Here is a 24,131-nt window from a genome sequence, read left to right as displayed (position 1 = left end):
CTTTCAGAGGCGGCGGCACTCATGGTCCATGATGAGCAAGGCTTGTTCGATGATGTCGTCCTGCACGTCCAGCACCGGTCGCAGCCGGATGGACCGCTCGCCGCAGCGGACAACGAGCAGGCCAAGCTCATACGCGCCCTTCCAGAAGGCATCGCGGGCGGTGGTGCTGGGCAAATCGAACGCCAGCATTAGCCCGCGCCCGCGGACCGCTGAGACAACTGGATACTTCACTGCCAGCGCTTTGAGTTCAGACAGAAGCCGTTCGCCTTTGACGCGCGCGTTCTCGACGAGCCGCTCCTGTTCGATGATGCGCAGGTAGTGCGTGGAGCGGACGTAGTCGGTGAAGTTACCGCCCCAGGTCGAGTTGATGCGACTGGGCAGGCGGAAGCAGTTGTCCTTGACCTCATCCAGCCGCGGCCCGGCCATCACACCGCAGACCTGCACCTTCTTGCCGAACGCGAGCAGGTCCGGCAGCACATCGAAGTGCTGGCAGCACCAGGTCTTGCCGGTAATTCCCAGGCCGGACTGGACTTCGTCGAAGATAAGGAGAATTTCGTTCTCGTCGCATACGCGGCGCAGCGCCTGCAGGAATTCGCGCCGGAAATGATTGTCGCCGCCCTCGCCCTGGATCGGTTCGATGATGATGGCGGCGATATCTGCGGCCTTCCGCGCCAGGACCTCCTGTATCTGCTTCAGCGCCAGCTTTTCCTTCTCCAGAACTGCCGCATCGCGCTGTGCCGGCGGCAGGGAAAAGTCCAGGCTGGGCGAAATAATCCGCGGCCAGGGGAACTTGGCGAAGTGGGCGATCTTGCGAACGTCGGTGTTCGTCAAGCTCATCGTGTATCCGCTGCGTCCATGGAAGGCGCGCTCGAAGTGGATGATCTCCGTCCCGCGCTCGCCCCTGCCCGCAGCGAGGTTCTTCCTGACCTTCCAATCCATCGCAGCCTTGAGGGCGTTTTCCACCGCCAGAGCGCCGCCTTCGATGAAGAAGTAGCGTTCCAGCGGAGCCATGCCGGCTACGCGCGCGAACGTCTGGACAAAAGTCGCGAACTGCACCGTATAGACATCCGCGTTGGCCACTTTGATCCTGGCCGCCGCGAGCAAGTCGGCTTTGACTTCCGGCCGATCGAAATAGGGGTGGTTGAAGCCGATGGGCTGAGAGGCGTAGAAGCTGTAGAGGTCAATCAGCTCACGGCCGGTGGCTGCATCCACAAACCTCGATCCGCGGCTACGGGCCAGATCGAAGACGAGCTTGAAGCCGTCCACCAAAATATGCCGTTCCAGCTCAGCGATGACCTGTTGTGGCGGGACGGGAGCCGACAGACGCGGCGCCGCGACCTTTTGGACGGCAGCGTCTTGGGCTTTATCAACTACATGCATACGTGGTCTCCGCACTGGCAAAACCTGGTGTGAAGCTAACGAAGCGGCTTCGCTTGCTCAAGCCAAATTGATGGCCAACTTTCCACGATTAGCATTCCAATGCGGCAGCGGGCGTGCTTCTCCGCCGGATTTTCTCTGCCGCCAACGGCTTGCTCAGGGTAAGTTGGCAAGCCAAGACACACCTTTTGATACCTGTGTCTGGCGCCCACGTTGTCAGTTATGAACGCAAGCGCCCGTGCCGCACTTGCATCAACACCGCGCCCAAATTTTCGTCCGAATAGCCTCCCCGGTGCGACAACGCTGTGAAACCCGTTATACCCCGGTGTGGTTCCCATGGGGGCCGACCCCCATGGGAACCACACCGGGGTCCCGCCGGATTGGCACCGTCCCAACGCCGTGATTTGTATGGGCCTGGGGGGCAGGCAATGCATCGCCGTGCGAAGTCACTCCCTGACCTTGGCACGGTACCGACCCACCCGGCGGTGGAAGAACAAGGGCAGTCCCCTGCTTTTACCGAGGATTCAGTACATGTTTGCTGCGGGGCGAGGTAGGCAAGGCATCGTCCTGTGGGGGGTACTCCAGGAATTTCCGGCTGGCAATGCGCCTGAAGTCGCGTATTTTCACCGCGTTTCTAAACAACACGGCAAATTTGCTCTATGAGACTTTTACTCACCTGCGTGATAATGTCGGCGTGTGGGGTGATGGCGACGGGTGCGGAATTGCGGATCGGAATCATCGGCTGCGACACGTCGCACGTGCTCGCTTTCACTGAAATCCTGAACAATCCAGCCGCCAAGGGACACGTGCCGGGCGGCAAGGTTATTGCGGCCTACAAGGGCGGCAGCCCGGACATCCCCTCCAGTATCGCGCATGTCGAGAGCTACTCGAAGACGTTGCGAGAGAAATATGGGGTGAAGATCTACGACAGTATCGAAGGTTTATGCCAGGACGTGGATGTGGTCTTGCTGGAGAGCGTTGACGGGCGCCCGCACCTGGAGCAAGTGAAGCCCGTGTTGAAGGCGCGCAAGCCGGTGTATATTGACAAGCCGATGGCGGCGTCGCTGCGGGATACCCGGGAGATTTTCCGGCTAGCCAAGGTAGCCAAGGTTCCGGTGTTCAGTTCGTCGGCGCTCCGGTTCGGGAAGAACACGCAGGCGGTGCGCAACGGTTTGATTGGCCGGGTGCAGTACGCGGAGACCTACGGCCCTTGCTCCCTAGAGCCGCATCACCCTGACCTGTTTTGGTATGGCGTGCATGGGGTGGAGAGCCTGTACACCGTTATGGGCACCGGGTGCGCAACCGTGCAGCGCGGAACCACCACCAACGGCCTGATCGAGGTGGTCGGCACCTGGAACGACGGGCGCAAGGGCATTTATCGCGAGGACAAGGGTTTCCGCGGGCTGGCCAAGGGTGAAAAGGGCGAAACGGCGATAGGCGCTTACGACGGCTACGAGCCGTTGGTGGCGGCAATCATGGAATTCTTCCAAACGGGCATCGCACCGGTCAAACCCGAGGAAACGATGGAAATCATCGCTTTCATGGAAGCGGCCGACGAGAGCAAACGGCAGGGCGGCACACCGGTCAAAATTGTTGTTGCGTCCCCATCCAAAGCGGCTAAAGTCGGCGCCAATAGATAGCTGACCAGTTTCGAAGACAGGTGAATCCTCAGTTGAACACGGTTCAGTGATGATTTGAAACCCGAAGGTCGGGAACGGTCGCGAAAGGGCAGTGAGTCGAAAAGAAGAGTCATCGTGAGTACAAAACTGTTTGTCGGAAATCTTTCCTTCAATGCAACGCAAGAACAGATGCAGGACCTGTTCGGTGCGCACGGCACAGTCCTGGAGGTGGACTTGATCCGGGACAAATTCAGCGGGCGCCCGCGCGGCTTCGGCTTTGTGACCATGGAAAGCAAGGAAGGCGCTGATGCCGCTATCAAGGCGCTCAACGGCAAAGAGCTTGATGGCCGGGCGCTGACCGTCAATGAAGCGCGCCCGCGCGAGGAGCGTGCGCCCCGTTCGGGCGGCGGCTACGGCGGACGGCGCGAATAGCGCCGCAGCGAATCACTTTGAGGCGTCCTCCGGGATGCCTTTGGCAAAGGCACGGGATCAAATAACCTCCCGTGCCTGGTTGTTGTACGGCAGGGTTCAGGGAATCGCTGGCGCTGAAGGGTCTATTTCAGGCTGAGGAAGTTCTGGAGGATTCGCCGTCCGTTTTCCGTTAGGATGCTTTCCGGATGGAACTGGACGCCCCAGATCGGATATTGCTTGTGGCGCACCCCCATGATCTCACCCTCCTCGGTCTCAGCGGTGATTTCCAGGCAGTCGGGGGCGCTCTTGCGTTCGATGACCAATGAGTGGTAGCGGGTAGCAGCGAAGGGGTTGGCCATGCCCGCGAACAAATCCTTGCCATTGTGCTTAATCAGCGAGGTTTTGCCGTGCATCATACGGTAGTTCACGACGACATTGCCGCCGAACACGTGGCCAATGCACTGATGCCCGAGACAGACACCGAGGGTGGGGGTGTGCGGGCCGAAAGTGCGGATGATGTCGTTGGACAAACCAGACTCCCGGGGAGAGCATGGTCCCGGCGAAATGAGTATCCGCTCCGGGGCGAGAGCCTGGATTTCCTCTACTGAGATTTGGTCGTTGCGGTGGACCCGGATTTCCGCATTCAACTCGCCCAAATACTGGACCAGGTTGTAGGTGAACGAATCGTAATTGTCTATGACCAGAAGCATATTGGCTTGATGGAATGCTACGGCAGGATGCTGGAATTGGAAACCAGGAAATCTCGCAGAGTTGTCAGTGGAGGCGGCTTTAGGGCGTTCCGATGAGAATACGCTGGGATACAGTAAGGTCTTCTTGCGGACCAGGGCCTGATCTCTACATGGGGAATGGGGCGAATTCCTCGAACCGATTCGCGCTGTGGATCCCTGAAGCGCCGTGATGCGCGCGAGTTGCCACCCAAAGGCCGAAATTGGAACTCAATTCCCTTTCCCTTGCTGTTTGGCTGCTCGTTGGTAGGATGGCGCTCAAATGCGATCTGCGGCCCTCGAATGCTGGTGGACAATCTTGTTGAAGTCACTTGCGCGCTGCCTTTCTCGGTAAGCCGATGAGAAGGCCCAGTTTCTTCTTGTGCTATTTCGAGGCCACCCGGCGGTGCGACCAGGGTTGCCCCTACTGCATGACCGAGCGGGCGACCCCTGCACAGAAGCAGGAACTTTCCACGGACGAGGCCAAACGGCTGGTGCTTGACGAGTTGAAGGCCATCTGTCCCAAGGGAGCGGTCTCCTTTTCCGGCGGCGAGATCTTGCAGCGGCCTGACCATCTGGAACTCATTGCGCACAACGCCCGAAACGGTCTATATACCTTCGTAAACACCAGCGGCAGCGGTCTCGATTCGTCCAGGCTCAAACGGCTCAAAAGCGCTGCCGCCGGCCATCTAACCATGGGTTTCTCCCTCGATTCGGTGGATGAGGACATCCAGAAACGGTGCCGCTCTGGCAACCGGGAACGCCTGGAGTACCTTCTCAGGACCTGTGCCGAGCATGACGTTCCCAGCTTCGTGCTGCTTACAGTTTCCCGGCAGAACCTCCGGACGCTGAAGAGCACTATGGACTGGCTGCTGGCCCGGAAGATTGCAGTGATTCGTTCACCGTTTGTGCCGCGCGGCGCCGCGGCTAAGGCCCGTCATTTGTGTTTCGACCGGAACGACATGGGGGGCCAGATTCATCCAGCCCTGCGCGACAATCCGCTGAGCTACGTCAGTTATACACCATTCTTTGCCGCGCCGAATGCCACGCACCTGACTTTGGGTGGCCGCGGGCTCAGCCTGGGCAATCTTGGCTGCCAAGCCGGCCGCACGTTCATCGGTATCAACGCCGAAGGCGACGTGGCTCCCTGCGTGCACCTCCTGGACAGCCCGGTTTGCTGCGGCAATGTGCGCGACCAGCCATTGTCCAGGATCTTCGCTGAGTCCGACATCATGCGCACACTGCGCCGACCGCGCCCGGTCAAAGGCAAGTGTGAACGTTGCCGGTATGGGGATTCCTGTCGCGGCTGCCGCTCCCTGGCGTATTACCACACCGGCGACTACCTGGCTGAAGATCCGTCTTGTTTCTTTGAGCCTGAGAACATCGAAACCCGCAGCCCCCATGAGGAAACGCAAACCGCCAACGCTCGCCTCTTCCTGAACCACTTGGTTCAGAACCGTCCGTGGAATGAAATCTTTGGCGTGCAGGGTCGGCTAGGTGTCACCTTGCTCAATCTCAAAGCCAGGCTTAACGCATTCTTGGGGAGCCTCTGACGGTGCGGATTCTACTGGTCAAGCCGCGATGGTTCGTCAAGGACGGAGTCTATCGATTCCTAACCCGCGTCTCGTTTCAGCCGCTGCATCTCGGCATTCTGGCCGCGCTGTCGGGCGGGCATGACGTGACGATTGTTGACGAGGATTGGGACGAAGTTCCCTATGAGCAGAACTTCGACCTGGTTGGCCTCACGGCCACCACTTTCTCGTCGCAAAGGGCATTTGACATTGCGGATCGGTTCCGCGGGAAAGGTGCCAAGGTAGTCATTGGCGGCGTGCATGCCTGCCTGATGCCGGAGGAATGTCTGCAACATGCCGACACCATCGTCGTCGGCGAGGCCGAATACGTCTGGCCCCTACTACTCCACGATGCGGCTGCCGATGCTCTTAAGAAAGTCTATCAGCAGGACCAGCCCACGGAAATGGACGACGTTCCCATTCCGCGGCGCGACCTGTTTCGGCCAAACCCCCTGGTGGGGATGATCCAGGCTACCCGTGGCTGCAATCACTCCTGCAAGTTCTGCTACCTGCCCAACGTTCCCTGGCACCGGCATCGCCGACGCTCGCCGGACAAGGTGTATGACGAGATGAAAGGCATGGAACAGGACGTCGTATTCTTCGTTGATGATAACTTGTTTGTGGACGAGGACTACGCCATCGCCCTGTGCGAGAAGATTGCGCCGTTGAAGAAAGCCTGGTCCGTGCAGGCCCCCACCACTATCACCAAAAATCTCCGGCTGCTCGAGGCCATGCAGAAGGCCGGCTGCTTCTTCGTGCAGGTGGGCTTTCAGACCGTGCATCCAGACTCATTGGCGCGGGCTGGGGTGGTGCAGAACCGGGTTGAGAGCTACCAGGAGGTCGTCCGGCGTTTTCATCGGCACGGCATTCTGGTGCAAGGCTTCTTCATATTCGGCTTCGACAACGAGGACCAGCGCATCTTCAGTGCCGCGGAGACATGTATTAAGCAGATGGAGCTGGAGGACGCGCTGCTCTACATCCTTACGCCCTATCCCGGCACTCCGGTATACGACCAGTTGAAGAGCGAGGGACGGCTCTTGCGGCATGACCGGGACAAATTCGGCTGGGCCAACGCGGTGTTCAAGCCGGTCCGGATGACGCCTGCAGAGTTGGAGCGTGGCGTGCAGGCGACTTATGAAAACCTCTATCACTTCTTCAAGCGTCGGGCGCCCGGACAGATCCTGAAGTGGCTGCCTTTCTTTCTCCGTCACCCGCGTATCCTTTTGCTCGTCTGGCAGGCCCTTCACCGCCGAGTCAAGATTCTCAACGATTAGGCGGAGAATGGTAGCAGTCGCGGCGGGGCTCGAAATAAGTCATGCCGATTTCCGGAAACAACAGGTGTCTCCCCTCCCTGCGGCCACAGGTCAGTAGTCGTCCAAAGACGTTTACCCTGCGGAGGCCGATTTGGGTTGCGGATGCTACTGCCTCGGAGCAGGCGTGGGGGGCTTGGCTGCCTGATCGGAGAGGGGCTCGGCTTTCTGTTTCCAGGACTTGAACAGGCGCCGGTGGAGCGGCCCTGTAAACAGCCAGCCCACGCAGCCGACTAGAACGACTGCAAGGATCGTGAGTTTCAGCCGAAAGGACGCAATCTCCGCAGTGTAGTACGGGATGAACATGGACTGCCCCAAACCCAGCACGATAGTAGTCAGCACCAGCCCAAGCAGTCCCCCACCGATCGCCCACAAAACGAAATTCTTGGCCGATTTGTAAGCCATCACGCCGAACCAGACTGCCGACGCGGCCGCCACGGGCCACGGAATCCAACCGACAATGTAATTACTTTCCATACTAGTCAAACCTAGGATACTTGCCATACTAGTCAAACCTAGGACGCAGCCAAAGCGATCGCCGCTATCGGTCGTCCCTTACAAAAGTGTAATGCTCCGGAAAGGTCTCCGTCACACTCCGATTACTCCAATACGTAAACACAGAAAACAGATTGAAGCAACAGCTATGAAGAAGATCCTCGCTTACTTGAATGTTCGATATCTGGCCCTCGTTCTGGGCGTGACCGGTCTAGTTGCCGGCTCCGCGCTGGCGGTTAGCCAGGCAGACAAAGGCCAATCCAACACGGGAGCCGCTGCGCCCAAACTTGAAGTTGACACGACTCCGCTCACGCGCGCCGGTGGGCCGTACGCCAGCTTTGCGCCCGTCGTGAAAAGGGTTGTGCCGGGGGTGGTGAAGCTTGTCATCATGAGCAAAAGCTCCGCCGCTTCGAACCCGGACTGGTTTGGCTTCAGCGATCCGTTCTGGCGGCGGTTCTTCGGCGACCAATTCGGCGAGCGGATGCCCAAGCGCATGCCTAGCCTCCCACGCCAGTATGGTCTGGGTTCGGGTGTGATTGTCACCAAGGACGGCTATATCCTGACCAACAACCACGTCGTGGACAATGCCGACGAAGTGAAGGTGACATTGCACGACGGTCGTGAGTTTACCGCCAAGGTCGTTGGCCGGGATCCGAAGTCCGACGTCGCCGTGATCAAGATTGACGCGAAAGACCTGCCGTTCGTCTCGATGACCGACAGTGACAAAGTGGAGGTCGGCGACATCGTGCTGGCAATAGGCAACCCATTCGGCGTGGGCCAGACGGTCACCACCGGCATTGTCAGCGCCACCGGCCGGGGAGGGCTTGGCATCATCGAGGAGTACGAGGACTTTATCCAGACTGACGCAGCCATCAACCCCGGCAATTCCGGCGGCGCACTGGTGGATATCGAAGGCCGACTCATCGGGATCAACACCGCAATCTTCAGCCGCTCCGGCGGCAGCCAGGGGATTGGTTTCGCCATTCCAAGTAACCTCGCTCGCAACGTTATGGAGAGCCTCATCCAATATGGCCATGTCAGCCGCGGCTATCTGGGGGTTATGATTCAGGACGTCACCCCGGCGCTCGCGCGAGAATTCAAGCTCAAAGACCAAGGCGGGGCGCTCATTGGTGACGTTGTGCCCAAAGGCCCAGCCGACAAAGCCGGCCTCAAGAACGGCGACGTCGTGCTCGAATTCAATGGCAAGAAGGTCCGCGACAGCCGCCACCTCAAGCTCGCCGTCGGCGAGACCAAGCCTGGCAGCAAAGTGCCTGTCAAAATCCTCCGCGAAGGCGCGATCAGCAACCTGCAAATCGCCGTTCAGGAACTGCCTGGCGCCGAAAAGGTCGCTCAAAGCAGTGGCTCGAAAGAAACCGACACTGGCACACTTAATGGCGTGGGAGTCGGCGACCTGGATCAGCAGGCCCGTGAAGAACTCAAGGTCCCCGATACCATTACAGGCGTGGTGGTTACCGAAGTGCAGCCTGACTCGCCTGCAGCCGAAGCAGGCCTGAGGCCCGGCGATGTCATCCAGGAAATCAACCGTCAAGCAGTCAAGACCGCTGACGAGGCTGTGCGTATGACTGAGAATCCCAAAGACAAAATCACCCTGTTACGCATCTGGAGCAACGGCGGCAGTCGGTATGTCGTCGTGGACGAAAGCAACACCGGCGGGAAATAATGGCTGCCGTTGTTCCGAGGGCGGCCTTCGCGGTGGCGAAGGCAGGATGGTCGTGCCATTGCGAGAAGTTCTTCGAACGGGTGTTGCATCCCGGCTGCCAGTTAGTTATAAGTCACGAGGTCTGAACACGGCCGTGTTGTCAAAATCGAGAAGCTAAGAGTTCGACTACGCAGACAGCTCGATTGCCTGCTTTGTGGCTATGGCGGAGTTGGCTATTCCGTAATCGGACGAATGGCTCGAACGGCAAAGCCGACCAAGTGTTCATTGTAAATGAAGCAGCGTAGCAGCTATGTTTGAGAGATTCCCAAAGAAACGTCCTCCTCTCCCGAAAGAGATAGAAGAGATTTACGCAGCACATTACAGATCGAACCGCCAGGGACAGACAACCGCATCTTCGCTGGCCCAGAAGTTGGAGTCATGGATGCACAAGAAGGTGGCAGCCGATGTTGCCCGCCGCCCCGCCTCCCCTCCTGCAACCTTGGAAATAGGCGCGGGCACTCTCAACCAACTGAAGTATGAGCCTCCGCTCGGTCCTTACGATATCATCGAACCTTTCACAAGTCTCTATGCGGGTTCTCCGCTGCTGGGCAGAATTCGCAATATCTATGCAGATATCTCCGAGGTGCCCGATGATTCTCGATACGACCGGATAACTTCGGTGGCAACATTTGAACATGTGCTCAACCTCCCGAATGTTGTGGGGAAGGCCGGTCTGCTGCTGCGCGATAACGGTGTCCTGCGCATAGCCATACCTAGTGAGGGAACATTTCTTTGGACCATGGGTTGGAAACTGACTACGGGGCTTGAATTCAGGCTTAAACGTGGCCTTGATTATGGCCTGCTTATGAAGCACGAGCACGTCAACGATGCCAGGGAGATAGCGGAGATACTCGAGTTCTTCTTCGACAAAGTGGAGACCAGTTTCTTCGGGCTGGCCAGGTCGGTTTCGTTGTACCAATTCTACGTTTGCAGCAGCGCAAGGCTTGCGAAATGCCGTGAATATGGCGGCCATCCCGACGCACCGGTCGGGGCTGTGTAGAAGACTGAAGAAGTATCACTCAGCTGGCTTTGGGAACTGCGGGGGCTTTTGCGGTATCGGTTCTTCGGTGTCCCTGAGGGCGAGCTCTCGCACCAGGGAAGTTAACTGCTGTTCGATTTGTCGGTTTTTGAGATAGAGCCGGAAACAGGTATAGCTCAGCGCCACCAGACCGATGTAGAAGACGGCGTCGGCGCCGCGCCCCACGCCAAGAATGTCCGCCATCCACTGCGTGATGGCGGGCGCGAGTACGGCCCCCCCCACGGCGAGCCAGAACCCGCTCCAAGCGATCAGTTCAGTAACACCAATGGACCCGCGCTTGAAGCGCGAAACCGTTCGCGAGATGGCAAACAAGGCAAACAGGACAAAGAGAACTTGGATGATAAGCATGACTGCTAGCCGGCCGATTTACCAATCAGAAAGTCCCACACCACCCGGAAGGCCGCGGATGAGCGCTGGCCTTTGCCCCGAGAATACGCTGTATAAATGATCCGCGTGGGCACTTCGCGGTAGCGGAGCTTAAGGCGGCTGATCTCGTCTAGGATTTCGGATGCGTGGGCCATGCGGTCCTGGCGAATCTCAATTTTGCGCGCCGCCTCGCGCGAAAGCGCACGCAAGCCATTATGAGTGTCGGTAACACGGATTCTCGAAACGACACGCGTGAAGAGAACTCCCAGCTTGAGCGTCAGCTTACGCATGAAGGGCACACGGCTGCCGCCGTGCAGAAATCTCGAACCCAGCGCTACGTCGCACTCCCCCGCAAGGACTGGCGCCAGCAAGGCATCCACGTCTTCAAGTTGATGCTGGCCGTCGCTGTCGAAAGTCACGACCACCTCCGCCCCGCGGGCCAGGGCGCATTCAATTCCTGTCTTGAGGGCCGCTCCTTGACCGCGGTTAACCATGTGCCGGACGACGACCGCCCCGGCGACTCGTGACACCTCCGCAGTGGCATCGGCAGAGCCATCGTCCACCACGACCACGTTGGGGAACCGACTTCGCACCTGCCGCACTACCTCGCCAACGCAAGCTGCTTCGTTATAGGCCGGGATTACAAAGTATATTGGAGCGCTCACGGACCTAGCGCCTTTCCTCTCTGTAGAGTATTGATCGGCGATTCAAGCTCAATGACATGCCAGACTGCCTCGTCCTTGGTGGCACGCTGCCGCACTCGGGCCGTTCCAACGATCTTTCCATCCCGGGCCTGGCGCCAGTTTTCGATCCACTCAGAGGCAGGGACGTCATGAATGCGCGCCGTTGGAGACTCGATCCCCACGGCCACGTAGCGGATGCCTAGGGCGGCGATTTGCTCCAATGTGCTTTCAACCGGTACATGGATTATGCGCCGCTGACCGAAGGGTCGCCAGAGCGACGCTTCGAGCGAACTTGCCCCCACGAGCGAGATGAACCCAACTCTCTTCTCGCCCGGGGGCAGATACTGCCGTATGTCGGCAAGAGCATCCCAGCGGGTGGCATAGCTTGCGTAAAGAATTGCGGCGGTACCGAGGTTCTTTGAATGAGGATTACGCGCAGCCAAACGACTCAAGACTGTCTGCGCCGGCCAAAGGGGGCGTGGGGGATTGATGACCACTAACACCAGAGCGGGTAGCATCATCAACAGTGCCCAAAACTGCCATGTTCGGCTGCGCACTAGCTTAGACCAGCCTGGCCCCACGAGGAAGAAGGGCAGAAAGAAGCAGTAATAAGGAGTGACGATGCGTCCCGAAGTGCTCATGGCCGTCGTCAGCGTGTAAACCGCCAGGACCACGAAAGGTGACCAGCGAACCAGAGCCAGGAACCACTGATCAACTGACTGTGGAAACCGAGGTCCCACATTCGCGGGATGCACAAGGTGCGCAATCACCCAAGATACAAGCAACAAGATGGTCACACCCATCCCCAGACCAGCCATATACTCATAGTGGATCTCAGGGAGGGAGAAATGTGCCCCGGCGGGCTCAAACGCCTCTTCGATTGCCGTGATGAAGGACTGGGGCAAGACGCGATAAGCATGAGCATTCCACCATTGTGCTACCGGAAAGATTGGGGGGGCTAGATTCTGCACCGACAAGTTCATCAGGTTACCTGCAACAAGTGTCGCAGGATGCGCCCGGTGCACCGCTGGCGTCAAAACGGACATACCACTCCAGTCTCCTAAATGAAAGTGGTTAAGCGCCGCAGTTGGCAGGTAAGAACCCACCAACGCGGCAACTCCTACCAAAACCGTCGAAAGCGGCCGCGCCAAGACAAGCTTCACGCTCGGGAGCATCGCCAGAAACCACGGCAAGAGAAGAGGGAGATTGCTGCTCTTGATTGCCGTCATCAAGCCTGCCGACAAAATGGAGAGCCAGAGATCGAGATGGCTCCGGCTCTTCCTGGCGCGTAAAGCAAAATACAGCGCCGTTAGTGCAACTGTGGCGCCGGCAGCGTCGTTTCCGATGCTCCCCGCCTGCAGCAGAAAGCAATAGCCCGATGGCGCGATCCACATCCAGTGCCAAGCAACTCGACCCCGCACCTCCAGCCTCCTCAACACACCGAAGACCAACCCTGGAAGCAAGAGAAATGAGACAGCATTGTAGAAGAATACCCAGCGATCTGTTCGCGTTAACGCAAGCATCGGGGCCATCATCCATTCGAACCCGGCGTGTTGCGTGTTCATAATGACATGGTTAGTGATCCAGTGCCAGCGCTCCTCAGCCAGCCAGTTCAGCACGCGCGGAAGCCGATGGCTCATTCCGTCCGGGTTGGTAGGCGGATGCAGCACTCCACCCAGCACAGCGAGAAACGCCAACACAAGAAATGCCAAAGGAAAGGGACGCCGGAAACGTCGAATCAACCTTCGTGCATTGAATGATCGACCGCTAGCGGGAAACAACTGCCTGTGGGCAAGCAAGATTACGCTGCCACCGACCACGAAGACTGCCAAATAACCCACAGCGTTGAGTTGGTGAGCAACCGAGAGACCCCAACCTGCACAGTTGCAGAGCGCGCAAAAAAGGATCCAGAGTACGAGGACGGCTGGTGCACGCGCAGTCATTGGCACATCAGGAAAGTCCCGTGACACCCCAACCGCTGCGGTAGATGCGACGAATGAACTGGTTGGCGGTCCCCTCGGCGAAGCTCAGTGCCGCGGCATTCCAGTGGAGCGTGGTCTGCGGGAAGCGCAAGGCGACAGTGCCCAACAGCACTGCTTCGGCCAGCGGCCCGGAGTAGTCGAAACCCGCACTTGTCGGCGCACCGCCCAGGCAGGCCTCGACATACCTGCCCCAGTGATTCTGCTCGGTTACGTCCGGAAACTTGAGGTCCTTGAACTTCTTATCCGGGTAAAGCAAGGGCCTTGCGACATGCGGCACCACCAACGCGCCTTGCGTGCCAACTAAGATCGAGCCGGTGCCCGGCAGGTCGTCGCCTTCGAGCAGGGCGCGGATCGTGGAGGGCGGCTTCTGCGTGCCGTCATACCATGTGACCGGGATGGTGTTTGCGGCAGTGAAGCGGGTGCCGGGGAAGACGTATTGAACCTGGGAGTCAATCGGCCAGTTCCACTGGTTTGGAGGCGGGCCTTCGGATCGCACCGAGAGGGGCGCCCGCAGTTCGAGGGCCGTGAATACCGGGTCGAAGATATGGCAGCCCATATCGCCGAGAGTGCCAGTGCCAAAATCGAGACGTTTGCGCCAGTTGTTCGGATGGTAGTATTCGTCGCCGATGAAGGGCCGCTCGGCACAGACGCCCTGCCAGAGGTCCCAGTCCAAGCCCGTTGGCACTGGATCGGACTTGTCGGGGCGCGAGGTCGTGTCACCCCAGGTGCCGGAGTTCCAGGAGTGGACTTCCTTGACTCGTCCGATAGCCCCGGCCTGCACGAGCAACGCCGCCATCCGGTAGAAACTGGTCGAGTGAATCTGGATGCCCATCTGCGTCACAACGCCCTTCCAGCGGGCATACTCGGTCAACTTGCGCGCTTCGTAGAGGTCGTGCGTGAGCGGCTTCTGGCAGTAGACGTGCTTTCCCAATTGGAGGGCGCTCATGGCGATGGGCGCGTGCATGTGGTCGGGCGTCGAGACGTTGACGGAGTCGAGCTGTTTGCCTTCCTTATCGAGCAACTCACGCCAATCCTGGTAAACTCTGGCGGTGGGGAAATGCTTTTTAAGCTCAGCGGTGCGCCTCAAGTCCACTTCGGCCACGGCCACCAGTTCCACCTGTTTCGATTGCATAAGGTGCCGGACGTCCTCCCAAGCCATGCCAGCGGCCCCGAAACTGGCGTGACGTAGCACGCTGCTGGGAGGGCGGGCAATCAAGTCGCGCATGACAAAGGGCGCGGCCAGGGTCGCGGCGCCGAGGGTCTTGAGGAAGGTCCGACGGCTGAACGAAGAGTCGGACCTTACGTAAGTAAAATCAACAGGCATTGGGCGGTAGGCAACCAAAAGGTCCGGGGAGCGTCAATCGCAAACGTAGGCCCGGACGAGCATCCGCCTCTTTTTTTCGTGCGCTTGGCCGCCAGTCAGGTAGAAGTAGGACACTATGTTCTCGCTACAGAAACTCTTAGGCAAGGAAGACAAGTTCTTTGCGCTGCTTGAAGCCAGCGCAGAGGAGGCGCGCACCAGCGTGCAGGCGCTGGTCAAGCTGAGCCAGCAGCTCGACAAGCCGATGCCGGTGGATGACTTCGCTTACGCCCGCAAGAAGGACAAACAAATCACCCGGGAAATCAGCAATGCCGTTTATACCACCTTCATCACCGCCCTCGAGCGCGAGGACATCGAAGAGCTCTCCACCGCGCTCTACAAGATACCCAAGATGATTGACAAGTTCACCACCCGTGTGCTGCTGGCGCCGCAACTTGCCCGGGGAGTGGATTTCTCCAAGCAGATCACCGTGCTGGAGCAAGCCACCAACATCGTCCTCGAGTTGGTCAAATCGCTGCGCAAAGGCATGGACCTCGAACGTGTCAAAGAACTTAATGACAAGCTCCAGTTCCTCGAAAGCGAAGCCGACGGTCACATGATGTCGCTCTATAGGGACCTTTTCAGCGGCAAGTACCAACCGCTCCAGGTCATCGCCCTCAAGGACCTCTATGAACAACTGGAGAAGGTCATAGACCGCTGCCGCGATGCCGGCAACGTGGTCGCCCATATTGCCCTGAAGCATTCCTGACGCTCCATGACGTTGCTTCTGACGGTCATCGTCGTGGCGCTGGCCTTCGAGTTCATCAACGGCTTCCACGACACCGCCAACTCGGTGGCCGCGGTGGTCGGAACGAGGGTTCTCACCCCTACGCAAGCCATCATGCTCGCGGCAGTCACCAACCTGGCGGGCGCCCTGGCGGGCACGGCGGTTGCGACCACCGTGGGCCAAGGCCTGGTGGATGCCCAATGCGTCACCGGCGTGACGCTGATCTGCGGTCTGGGGGGGGCGATCATCTGGAACCTGATTACCTGGCGGCTCGGCTTGCCGTCCAGCTCCAGCCACGCGTTGATCGGCGGTCTGGTTGGCTCCGCTGTCGCCTCGGCGGGCAATAACTGGAACGTCGTCATTTGGTCTGAGCCGGTGGCCGGCAAGCCGTGGTACGCGTGGGGCGGCCTGCTCTACAAGGTCATCATCCCCATGTTCAGCTCGCCCATCCTCGGATTCCTGGTGGGATTTCTGTGGATGACCCTGCTGTATGTTCTGCTCGCGCGTTGCCGTCCGTCGAGCATCAACAAGGCGTTCCGCAAACTTCAAATTGTCAGCGCGGGTTTCCTGGGGTTTAGCCACGGCAGTAACGACGCCCAGAAGACTATGGGCATCCTTGCCCTGGCTCTTTTCTCCGCCACCAACATTGGTCATCTGAATCACCTTCCTTCCTGGCTCCATTTCCTGTACACGCCCGAATTCAGAATCCCGCTTTGGGTGAAGCTGATTTGCGCGTTCACAATGGCCGCGGGTACCGCCACCGGAGGCCGGCGAATCATCAAGACCCTTGGCCGCAAAGTCTCCCGGCTGCAGCCGGTGAACGGCTTTGCGGCGGACAGCACTTCGGCCTCGGTGCTCATGACGACCGCCGTGCTCGGCATGCCCGTCTCCACCACTCACGCTGTTTCAACCTCGATCATGGGTGTCGGCGCCGCGCGCAACTACAAGACCATGCACTGGCATGTGGTCGAAAGCATAGTGTGGACGTGGTTTATGACGCTGCCGGCAACTGGTCTGCTGGCTTACGCGCTGATGCGCTTGTTCCAGGCGCTGGGCGGAACGGCCTGAGCGGCTACCCGGATGTGCCCGAATGTGGCAATGGTGTAATAATAGGGGGGACCTTGCACAACGAAGGGACCGGGAACTGGGGCGGTGCGATGGCACAGCATCGTAACTCGTGGAGGCGGGTGTTTCCGTTTGAAGGCGTTGGGTCGGCACGCTGATGCTCGGTGCGGCTTTTTCGCTCAGGGAGAGGTGGGTTGGCATTTTCTCACAACAGAGATTGATGGCCAAAGATGACAAGGTAATTGACCCCCCGGGGGATGCCGGTAATGTCATTGCCCACATCGTGTTCAAGAGAATCTGACTGCTATGACACTTGTGCTGACAGTGATTCTGGTCGCGTTGATTTTCGAGTATATCAACGGATTCCACGACACTGCCAACTCGATTGCCACGGTTGTGGCCACCAAAGTCCTCACGCCGCGCCAGGCTGTGTTGCTGGCCGCCTCGACCAATTTGATCGGGGCCATGTGGGGCACCGCCGTCGCGAAGACCATCTCCTCAGGACTGGTAGACACCAAGGTCGTAACGCTCAGCTCCGAAATTATGATCTGCGCCCTCTTGGGAGCGATTGTCTGGAACCTGATAACGTGGTGGTTCGGATTGCCCTCCAGCTCCAGCCATGCGTTGATAGGCGGCTTGTGCGGCGCGGCACTGGCTTCCGCCGGCAACAATTGGCACGTCATTATTTGGGCTCAACCCGGCTCGGAGCATTGGTACCAGGGCAAGGGCCTTCTCTGGAAGGTCATTGTGCCCATGTTCACCTCCCCGATGGCTGGCCTGCTCCTGGGCTTCTTTATAATGGCGCTGCTCTATCTGCTGCTCCGGAATGCCCGCCCGACCGGGGTGAATCGCTTTTTCGGACGAGCACAAATGGTCAGTGCGGGAGCGATGGGATTCATGCATGGCACCAACGACGCGCAGAAGACCATGGGCATCATTGCCCTGACCCTTCTCGGCGCCACGCAAGCAGGGCAATTGGACAACCTGCCCCGCTGGCTATCCTTTCTGCACACCCCCGCGCCACTTCCGGGCAAAGACATGGAAATCGCCCTGTGGATCAAGGTCGTCTGCGCCATCACTATGGCCGCCGGCACGGCTGTCGGTGGCTGGCGCATCATCAAGACCCTGGGGCACAAGATGGTGAAGCTCCACCCGATTAATGGCTTCGCTGCCGAGACCGGTTCCGCCGCGGTCATTCTGGCCGCGACTCACCTCGGCATCCCCGTCTCCACCACCCACAACATCTCTGCCGCCATCATGGGGGTCGGTGCGGCCAGAAGACTAAATGCTATCAAGTGGTCAGTGGTCGAGCGCATGGTGTGGGCCTGGATTCTGACCATTCCCGTGAGCGGGCTCCTCGCCTATGCTTTGGTGCGGCTGTTACGGGGGCTGGGATAGCCTTGCTCCCAATGCCTTACTTCACAGGCCTGGATTCCGCGGATACAAGGTGAGAGTTGGTCCGCGATTGTGGCTGTGCGGCGCTATAGATCCGTAGGTAATCCCCCACGGTGCGATCCCAGGAGAAGTCGGCAGTCATCCCGTTAAGGCGGAATCGCTTTAGCGTCTCGGGCTCGGTGAACAGCGCCAGGGCCTTGCGCATGCCTTTGGCCAACGCTGTTGAGGAATACTCGGCAAATTTTATGCCGTTGGCCTTCCCGGCTTCTTCTCTGGCGTCAATAACCGTGTCGTCCAGGCCTCCGGTGGTGCGGACAATGGGGATCGTGCCATAGCGCAGGCCGTACATCTGGTTGAGTCCGCACGGTTCGAACCGAGAGGGCATTAGGAAGAAATCACAGCCGGCCTTGATCCGGTGCGACAAAGCTCCGTCGAAACCAACGCGCACACCAACCTGGGCCGGGAACCGCCGCGCAAGGTCGTGGTAGGCCCGCTGGAAGGCCGGCGAACCGTTCCCGATCGCGACAAATTGCAGATTCGCGCTGAGCATCTCCTCCAGCGCGCCTAGCAGGATCTCCACCCCTTTCTGTTCTGCCAGCCGGCCAATGTTGCCAAACAGCGGGATGCTGGCATCCACCGGCAGACCGAATTCCTTCTGCAACTCAAGCTTGTTTGCGGTCTTAGCGCTGAGGTCTTTCGCGCAATAGGGGTACTTAATGAACGGATCGCTTTTCGGGTTCCACTCCTCGTAATCAACCCCATTGAGGATGCCGACCAGCGAACTGTTGCGTTGCCGCAGCAGGCCGTCGAGGCCGCAGCCCATTTCTTCGGTCGTAATCTCGCGCGCGTAGCGGGGGCTGACGGTCGTGATAACATCGGCGTAGACGATGCCGGCCTTCAAACAGCTCAATTGGCCGTAGAATTCCACTCCCGCGGGAGTGAAGTAGTCTCCGGGCAGGTTGGTCAACTCGTATTGCGCACCAGGAAACAGCCCCTGGTAAGCCAGGTTATGAATGGTCAGGCAGACGCCGGGGGGGGGGCGCTGCGTCGTTCGTCCTCCCTGGTGTTTAATCAGCAGTGCGGCGAGGCTGGTTTGCCAATCGTGCAGGTGCAAAACCTCCGGTTGCCAGTCCAGATGCACCGCCAGGTGTGCCGCGACCTTCGATAGGAAGATGAACCGCTCTGCATTGTCCGGATAATCCGCCCCGTCTTGTTGATACAGGTCCGCGCGGTCATAGAACGACGGCTGATCCACGAAATAGACGGTCAGCCCCTCAGCCGGATTCAGGCCCCAGGTTTCAGCGCGAACGCTGCGCGCGCCGAGCGGCAATTCCAGGGGCAAATTCGCGCGCTTAAGGTCCGGAAAGCGCTCGCGAATGCCCGCATACAGCGGGGTCACCACGCCGACACGATTCCCCTTGCGCGCCAGCATCTTGGCGAGCGCCCCAACCATGTCGGCCAGCCCACCGGTCTTCGAGTAAGGATGGACTTCGCTGCTCGCGATTAAAATTCTCATGCCCAATACATTCGTGTCTGTGGCTGGCCGGCGAGCGAATGCCTCAAACCTGAATACGCTCTGTCTTGAGATAAGACTGGAGTGCCGCAGGCACTGCGAGGCTTCCGTCTGCCTGCTGATACGTTTCCACCAGCGCCACGAACAGCCGAGCAAGCGCCGTGCCGCTGCCGTTCAGGATGTGCGGGAATCTATTCTCGCCGCCCTCAGTCTTGAAGCGCAAGTTCATCCGCCGCGCCTGAAAATCCTCGCAATTCGACACGCTGGAAACCTCCAGGTAACTCCCCTGCCCTGGCGCCCACACCTCCAGGTCGTACGTCTTTGCGCTGGCGAATCCCATGTCGCCCGTGCACAGCAACACGGCCCGGTAATGCAATCCCAGCACCTGCAACACACGCTCGGCGCAACTGACCATCTTTTCGTGCTCCGCGTAACTATCCTCCGGCTTCACGATGCTGATCAGCTCCACCTTGTCGAACTGGTGCACGCGGATCATGCCGCGCGTCCCAACACCCGCCGCGCCCGCCTCCCCGCGAAAACAAGGCGTATAGGCGCAGTAGCGGATCGGCAGCGCGCTTTCCTTCAAGATTTCCTCGCGGTGAATGTTGGCCACCGGCGTTTCGGCCGTTGGAATCAAGTAGAGCTTCCCCAGCGTGCTGGGGTCCAAGCCTTCCTGCACCGCGTAATACTGGTCGGCAAACTTCGGGAATTGGCCTACCCCTTCCAGGCATTGCGGCCCCACCATGAACGGCGGCGACACCTCCGTGTAACCGTGTTCGCCGGTGTGCAAATCGAGCATGAACTGGATCAACGCCCGCTCCAGCTTCGCGCCCCAATTCGTGTAAAGCACGAAGCCGCTCCCCGCGAGCTTGACCGCGCGCGTGAAATCCACCATCCCCAGGCCCTCGCACAGCTCCACGTGCGGCTTGGGCTTGAACGCGAACACCGGCTTATCCCCGTGCGCCCGCACCACAAGATTATCCTCCGCCGCTTTACCCGCCGGTACCGACTCGTGCGGCAAATTCGGCAGCCGCAGCATTATCCGATCGCGGGCCGCCTCCGCCTCCGCCGCTTCCTGGTCCAGCACCGCGATCCGGTCGCCCAGGTCGCTGGTTTCCTTCTTCCTGGCCTCGGCCTCGGCGAGCTTCTTCTGGCCCATAAGCGCGCCGATTTCCTTGGAGACGCGCTTGCGCTGGGCCTTAAGCGCCTCGACCTCGCCCAGCGACTTGCGCCGCTGCTCGTCCAACCGCAGCAGTTCGTCAATGTGACTCTCATCCCCTGCCCCGCGCGTTGCCAGGCGCTGGCGGACGAAATCCGGCCGTTCACGAATCACTCTAACGTCAAGCATCGGCGCATTATAGGAGTGTCCCTTTCGGCAGCAAGAATGAAGGGCAATCCGCTCGCCGCCTGAACTTGATCAAGGCTCCAGTCTCGCGCCGATTTTATACTGGTGTCGCGGCGCGCCTTCTGGCGTCATTTGCACCCATGAATGAACTTGCTTCCTCTTCCAAGATTAGCCGTCGCCGTTTTCTAGCCGCCGCCAGCCTGGCTGTCGCCGCGCCGACCATTATCCCCGCCAGCGTGCTGGGCAGGGCGGGAAACACTGCTCCATCGGGACGCATCACGATGGGCATTGTCGGCTGGGGCATGATGGGCCCCGGCAATACCGACGCGTTTTTGGGGATGAATGATGTTCAGGTGGTTGCCGCTTGCGATCTGGACAAGAATCACCTCCAGGGCGCGCTCGATAGGGTCAACGGCCATTACAAGAACAAGGACTGCAAGCCCTACCATGATTACCGCGACATGATGGACCGCAAGGACATTGACGCTGTCATGCTCGCTGTGCCGGACCATTGGCATGCCCTGCTTGCCATCGACGCCGCCAAGAACAAGAAAGACATCTATGGCGAAAAGCCGCTGGCGCGCACTGTCGCCGAGCAACAAGCCATCGTCAAAGCCGTTCAGAAGCACAAGCGCATCTGGCAGACCGGCTCGTGGCAGCGATCTCAGGCGCCATTCCGCAAGGCGGCGGAGATCGTCCGCAACGGCCTTATTGGCAAGGTGACGCGCGTCGAGGTGGGCCTGCCCAGCGGCCATTCCGACTTCGCCGGGACGAAGGACAAGATGGGCGTGACCCAGCCGCCGGCGTGGCTGGACTACCCATTCTGGATCGGGCCGTCCAGGATGGAGCCTTACATCGAGGGCCGTGTCCACATGAACTGGCGCTGGAATTACAATACCGGCGGCGGCCAGTTGCTCGACTGGGTCGGCCACCATTGCGACATTGCGCATTGGGGCCTCGCTTTCGACAACTCCGGCCCTTACGAAATCGAAGGCCACGGCGAGTTCCCTCCCCCAACCGCCGTTTGGCACACCTGCACCAAATACCGCATCACCCTCAAGTATCCGAACGACATCACCATGATCATGGCTGGCGGCCATGCGGACATTCGAGGCGGCACCAAGTGGATTGGCACCGAGGGCTGGGTATGGGTGGACCGCGGAGGCTTCGACGCTTCCAACCCTGATTGGTTCGCTCAAATCCCGCCCGACCGGTACAAAATCGTGCTCTACAAGTCGGATAACCACCACCGAAACTTCATCGACTGCGTCAAGTCGCGCCAACCGACCATCACGCCCGTCGAGACCGCGCACCATTCCGCCCTTCCCGGCCATCTTGGTCTCATCTCGATGCTCGTGGGGCGCAAGATCAAATGGGATGCGGACAAGGAACGCATCCTGGATGACGCCGAGGCCGCCAAACTCCTGACCCGGCCCTACCGTTCGCCCTGGAAGCTGCGCTAGTTCGGGTCGGGCACATAGCGAGGCGAACTAATAGCTATGAAGTGGCAGTCCGCAGTGCACTTCGTCCTTTCGCTGGTCCTGCTCGCCCTCACGGTTGTCGTCGGTTGTAAGAAGGAGCAGGCGTCGGAGGTTGAACCGAGGAAGCTCCCCGTTCCGGGCGTCGCGTCAGCCGAACGAACCAGCTTCGCGCAGGTCACGTCGCAACTCGATCCGGGCGGCAGCCTATATCTGTATCTGAGCACCGAGCAATGGCTCGCGGGCGTTTCCGGCAAGGTCGCCGCTTGGCACGGCCTGCTGGGCGCCATTCCCGACCTCGGTAAGCAAGACCTTCAAAACCTTGACCGCGTCCTCTGCCTGGTCACCAATCTCATCCAGCACAGTGGCATCGAGGAAGTCAGCGGTTTTGGCATGAGTTCGGTTGCCCGCGACACCAACCTCTACCATTCCAAACTACTCCTGCACCATTACCCCGGCCAGAGCTCCGGCTTCCTTTGGAACATGTTCGGCCAGAAGCCTCATGCCTTGACCGGCCTCGACCTGCTCCCCGCCACCACGGCACTGGCCACCTTCTGCGATCTCGACGCCCCGATGCTCTGGGCGGTTCTCCAAAAGCAAGTCGCTCGGGCGGGCTTCCCCCAGGCCGAGGAGTTGCTCACCAGAATCCCTGCCAGCTTCGAGCAGTCCACCGGCCTCAAATGGGACCGCGTTCTCGCCTCGCTCGGCGGCGAAATGGGCTTCGCGGTTGTGCTTGACGACACGAGGGTGGTCCGGATCCCCGTGCCGGAACAAGCCGAACCGCTGCAAATCCCTGAACCCTCTTTGCTTATCGTTGCCACAGTCAAGGATGACACGCTCTTCAACCGTTTGGACGAAGCGCTGCGCAAGAACGGCGGACAGCAGATCGTCCGAGCCGACCAGCCCGGGCTAAAAATGCGGACCTGGCCTTTGCCGCTCCCGCTGCCCCTTCAACTCCGTCCTACCGTCGCCGCCACCGAGGGCTACCTCCTCATCGCCACAACCGATGCCCTCATCAATGAAGTCCTCGCCGCCAAGTCCGGCCAGAAGCATGGCCTGAAGTACAGTCGGGAATTCCAGCGCCTCGCCCAGGACCTGCCCGCGCAGGGAAACAGCTTCACCTTCACCAGCGCGCGCTTCGGCCAGACCATGGTGAAGATACAACAAGCCGCTCTGCAGGCGAGAGCCGGCGCTTCCGGGCCACAGGCAGCCTTTTTCCAATCTCTAATCACCTCAGGCAAGCCAGCGTTCAACTACATGGTCGCGGCGAACACCGACGATGGCTGGCTGGTGGTCGGCAACGGCAACCAGCATCCCGGGAAGTTGCTCGCCGCAGGCGCCGGTGTCCCCATCGGAATCCTCTCGGCGGTTGCCATTCCCAGCTTTCTCAAACCGCGCCCGACCGCCCAGAAGAACGCCTGCATCAACAACCTTCGCCAACTGGATGGGGCCAAACAGCAGTGGGCTTTGGAGAATAGTAAGGCCGAGTCTGACACTCCAGCGCCTGACGACCTCAATCCATATCTCCGTAACCAGCTAATCCCCACCTGCCCCGCTGGTGGCACTTACACCATCAACCGTGTTGGCGATCCGCCCGAATGCAGTATCGCAGGCCACAAATTGGCTGATTAAGGTGCCAAGTTTGGGAATATTGCCTGCCCATAGCGCAGAATCCAACCTGACCCGTAACTGGTAAAGCCGCATAGCCGGGCAGCTGAGTTCAAGAAATGCGCCGAAAGTCGTGTGAATTCAGTCACATCCACCGACTGCGGCTCCTGCCACTGCCTCCATCCGTGCCCCAAACCTGGGGCACCCCACGCCAAAGTCAGCTACGGCTATTGAACGGTGCCAATCCGGCGGGACCCCGGTGTGGTTCCCATGGGGGTCGGCCCCCATGGGAACCACACCGGGGTATAACGGGTTTCACAGCGTTGTCACACAGGGGCGGCT

General features: G+C 59.5%; 20 protein-coding genes. 11 read left to right on the top strand and 9 right to left on the bottom strand.

What is annotated here, in order from left to right; all coding sequences use genetic code 11:
• Nucleotides 1–3 precede the first annotated feature (3 nt).
• A complete protein-coding gene (lat, locus tag P5205_16165) occupies nucleotides 4–1,380 on the bottom strand; it encodes an L-lysine 6-transaminase (protein HSA11896.1) in 1,377 nt (458 codons plus the stop codon).
• A 656-nt stretch (nucleotides 1,381–2,036) separates the two neighbouring features.
• Here lat and P5205_16160 point away from each other — a divergent pair.
• Nucleotides 2,037–3,017: a Gfo/Idh/MocA family oxidoreductase gene (locus tag P5205_16160; protein HSA11895.1), complete on the top strand. Its 981-nt coding sequence runs from the start codon at nucleotides 2,037–2,039 to the stop codon at nucleotides 3,015–3,017.
• A 114-nt stretch (nucleotides 3,018–3,131) separates the two neighbouring features.
• Nucleotides 3,132–3,428, top strand: a complete 297-nt coding sequence (locus P5205_16155; protein HSA11894.1) for an RNA-binding protein — start codon at nucleotides 3,132–3,134, stop codon at nucleotides 3,426–3,428.
• A gap of 122 nt (nucleotides 3,429–3,550) precedes the next feature.
• Here the strand turns inward: P5205_16155 and P5205_16150 are convergent, their stop codons facing one another.
• Nucleotides 3,551–4,117, bottom strand: a complete 567-nt coding sequence (locus P5205_16150) for an aminodeoxychorismate/anthranilate synthase component II (GenBank protein ID HSA11893.1) — start codon at nucleotides 4,115–4,117, stop codon at nucleotides 3,551–3,553.
• 374 nt (nucleotides 4,118–4,491) lie between these two features.
• Here P5205_16150 and P5205_16145 point away from each other — a divergent pair, with 374 nt between their 5' ends.
• Both P5205_16145 and P5205_16140 read left to right on the top strand, forming a co-directional pair.
• On the top strand, nucleotides 4,492–5,685 hold the full coding sequence (locus P5205_16145) for a radical SAM protein (protein HSA11892.1): 1,194 nt from the start codon (nucleotides 4,492–4,494) through the stop codon (nucleotides 5,683–5,685).
• Between the two features lie 2 nt (nucleotides 5,686–5,687).
• Nucleotides 5,688–6,977 (top strand): radical SAM protein, encoded by a 1,290-nt coding sequence (locus P5205_16140; protein HSA11891.1) that lies wholly within the window; start codon nucleotides 5,688–5,690, stop codon nucleotides 6,975–6,977.
• Nucleotides 6,978–7,121: 144 nt separating this feature from the next.
• Here the strand turns inward: P5205_16140 and P5205_16135 are convergent, their stop codons facing one another.
• Complete coding sequence (locus tag P5205_16135) at nucleotides 7,122–7,490, bottom strand: hypothetical protein (GenBank protein HSA11890.1); 369 nt, start codon at nucleotides 7,488–7,490, stop codon at nucleotides 7,122–7,124.
• Nucleotides 7,491–7,656: 166 nt separating this feature from the next.
• On the opposite strand from P5205_16135, the gene P5205_16130 reads away from it, so the two are divergent.
• A complete protein-coding gene (locus P5205_16130; protein ID HSA11889.1) occupies nucleotides 7,657–9,189 on the top strand; it encodes a DegQ family serine endoprotease in 1,533 nt (510 codons plus the stop codon).
• 289 nt (nucleotides 9,190–9,478) lie between these two features.
• The gene (locus tag P5205_16125; protein HSA11888.1) at nucleotides 9,479–10,228 is read left to right on the top strand and encodes a class I SAM-dependent methyltransferase; all 750 of its coding nucleotides are present in this window, start codon (nucleotides 9,479–9,481) and stop codon (nucleotides 10,226–10,228) included.
• A 15-nt stretch (nucleotides 10,229–10,243) separates the two neighbouring features.
• Here the strand turns inward: P5205_16125 and P5205_16120 are convergent, their stop codons facing one another.
• The 4 genes from P5205_16120 to P5205_16105 all read right to left on the bottom strand — a co-directional run bounded on the left by P5205_16120 (nucleotide 10,244) and on the right by P5205_16105 (nucleotide 14,622).
• Complete coding sequence (locus tag P5205_16120; GenBank protein HSA11887.1) at nucleotides 10,244–10,615, bottom strand: DUF2304 family protein; 372 nt, start codon at nucleotides 10,613–10,615, stop codon at nucleotides 10,244–10,246.
• Between the two features lie 5 nt (nucleotides 10,616–10,620).
• Nucleotides 10,621–11,298 carry a glycosyltransferase family 2 protein gene (locus tag P5205_16115; protein HSA11886.1) on the bottom strand — a complete coding sequence of 226 codons (678 nt, stop codon included), beginning with the start codon at nucleotides 11,296–11,298 and terminating at the stop codon, nucleotides 10,621–10,623.
• Nucleotides 11,295–13,028 carry a hypothetical protein gene (locus P5205_16110; GenBank protein HSA11885.1) on the bottom strand — a complete coding sequence of 578 codons (1,734 nt, stop codon included), beginning with the start codon at nucleotides 13,026–13,028 and terminating at the stop codon, nucleotides 11,295–11,297. The genes P5205_16115 and P5205_16110 overlap by 4 nt, the downstream gene beginning before the upstream one ends.
• Before the next feature lie 238 nt (nucleotides 13,029–13,266).
• Nucleotides 13,267–14,622 (bottom strand): Gfo/Idh/MocA family oxidoreductase, encoded by a 1,356-nt coding sequence (locus P5205_16105; GenBank protein ID HSA11884.1) that lies wholly within the window; start codon nucleotides 14,620–14,622, stop codon nucleotides 13,267–13,269.
• A gap of 115 nt (nucleotides 14,623–14,737) precedes the next feature.
• On the opposite strand from P5205_16105, the gene P5205_16100 reads away from it, so the two are divergent.
• From P5205_16100 to P5205_16090, 3 genes are all read left to right on the top strand, one after another.
• Nucleotides 14,738–15,367 carry a DUF47 family protein gene (locus tag P5205_16100; GenBank protein HSA11883.1) on the top strand — a complete coding sequence of 210 codons (630 nt, stop codon included), beginning with the start codon at nucleotides 14,738–14,740 and terminating at the stop codon, nucleotides 15,365–15,367.
• A gap of 6 nt (nucleotides 15,368–15,373) precedes the next feature.
• On the top strand, nucleotides 15,374–16,453 hold the full coding sequence (locus P5205_16095) for an inorganic phosphate transporter (protein HSA11882.1): 1,080 nt from the start codon (nucleotides 15,374–15,376) through the stop codon (nucleotides 16,451–16,453).
• A 303-nt stretch (nucleotides 16,454–16,756) separates the two neighbouring features.
• Nucleotides 16,757–17,848, top strand: a complete 1,092-nt coding sequence (locus P5205_16090) for an inorganic phosphate transporter (protein HSA11881.1) — start codon at nucleotides 16,757–16,759, stop codon at nucleotides 17,846–17,848.
• 16 nt (nucleotides 17,849–17,864) lie between these two features.
• On the opposite strand, the gene glgA is transcribed toward P5205_16090, so the two are convergent.
• Both glgA and serS read right to left on the bottom strand, forming a co-directional pair.
• Entirely contained in the window at nucleotides 17,865–19,361 is a 1,497-nt protein-coding gene (glgA, locus tag P5205_16085; GenBank protein ID HSA11880.1) for a glycogen synthase GlgA, read from the bottom strand.
• Between the two features lie 43 nt (nucleotides 19,362–19,404).
• Nucleotides 19,405–20,706, bottom strand: coding sequence for a serine--tRNA ligase (serS, locus tag P5205_16080; GenBank protein ID HSA11879.1), 1,302 nt, complete (start codon nucleotides 20,704–20,706; stop codon nucleotides 19,405–19,407).
• A gap of 137 nt (nucleotides 20,707–20,843) precedes the next feature.
• On the opposite strand from serS, the gene P5205_16075 reads away from it, so the two are divergent.
• Nucleotides 20,844–22,166 (top strand): Gfo/Idh/MocA family oxidoreductase, encoded by a 1,323-nt coding sequence (locus P5205_16075; protein HSA11878.1) that lies wholly within the window; start codon nucleotides 20,844–20,846, stop codon nucleotides 22,164–22,166.
• 36 nt (nucleotides 22,167–22,202) lie between these two features.
• Nucleotides 22,203–23,813 (top strand): DUF3352 domain-containing protein, encoded by a 1,611-nt coding sequence (locus P5205_16070; GenBank protein ID HSA11877.1) that lies wholly within the window; start codon nucleotides 22,203–22,205, stop codon nucleotides 23,811–23,813.
• Nucleotides 23,814–24,131: the final 318 nt, after the last annotated feature.

The sequence above is a fragment of the Candidatus Paceibacterota bacterium genome, assembly GCA_035452965.1.
Lineage (GTDB): Bacteria > Verrucomicrobiota > Verrucomicrobiia > Limisphaerales > UBA8199 > UBA8199.
This window is presented reverse-complemented; position numbering and strand designations above follow the sequence as displayed.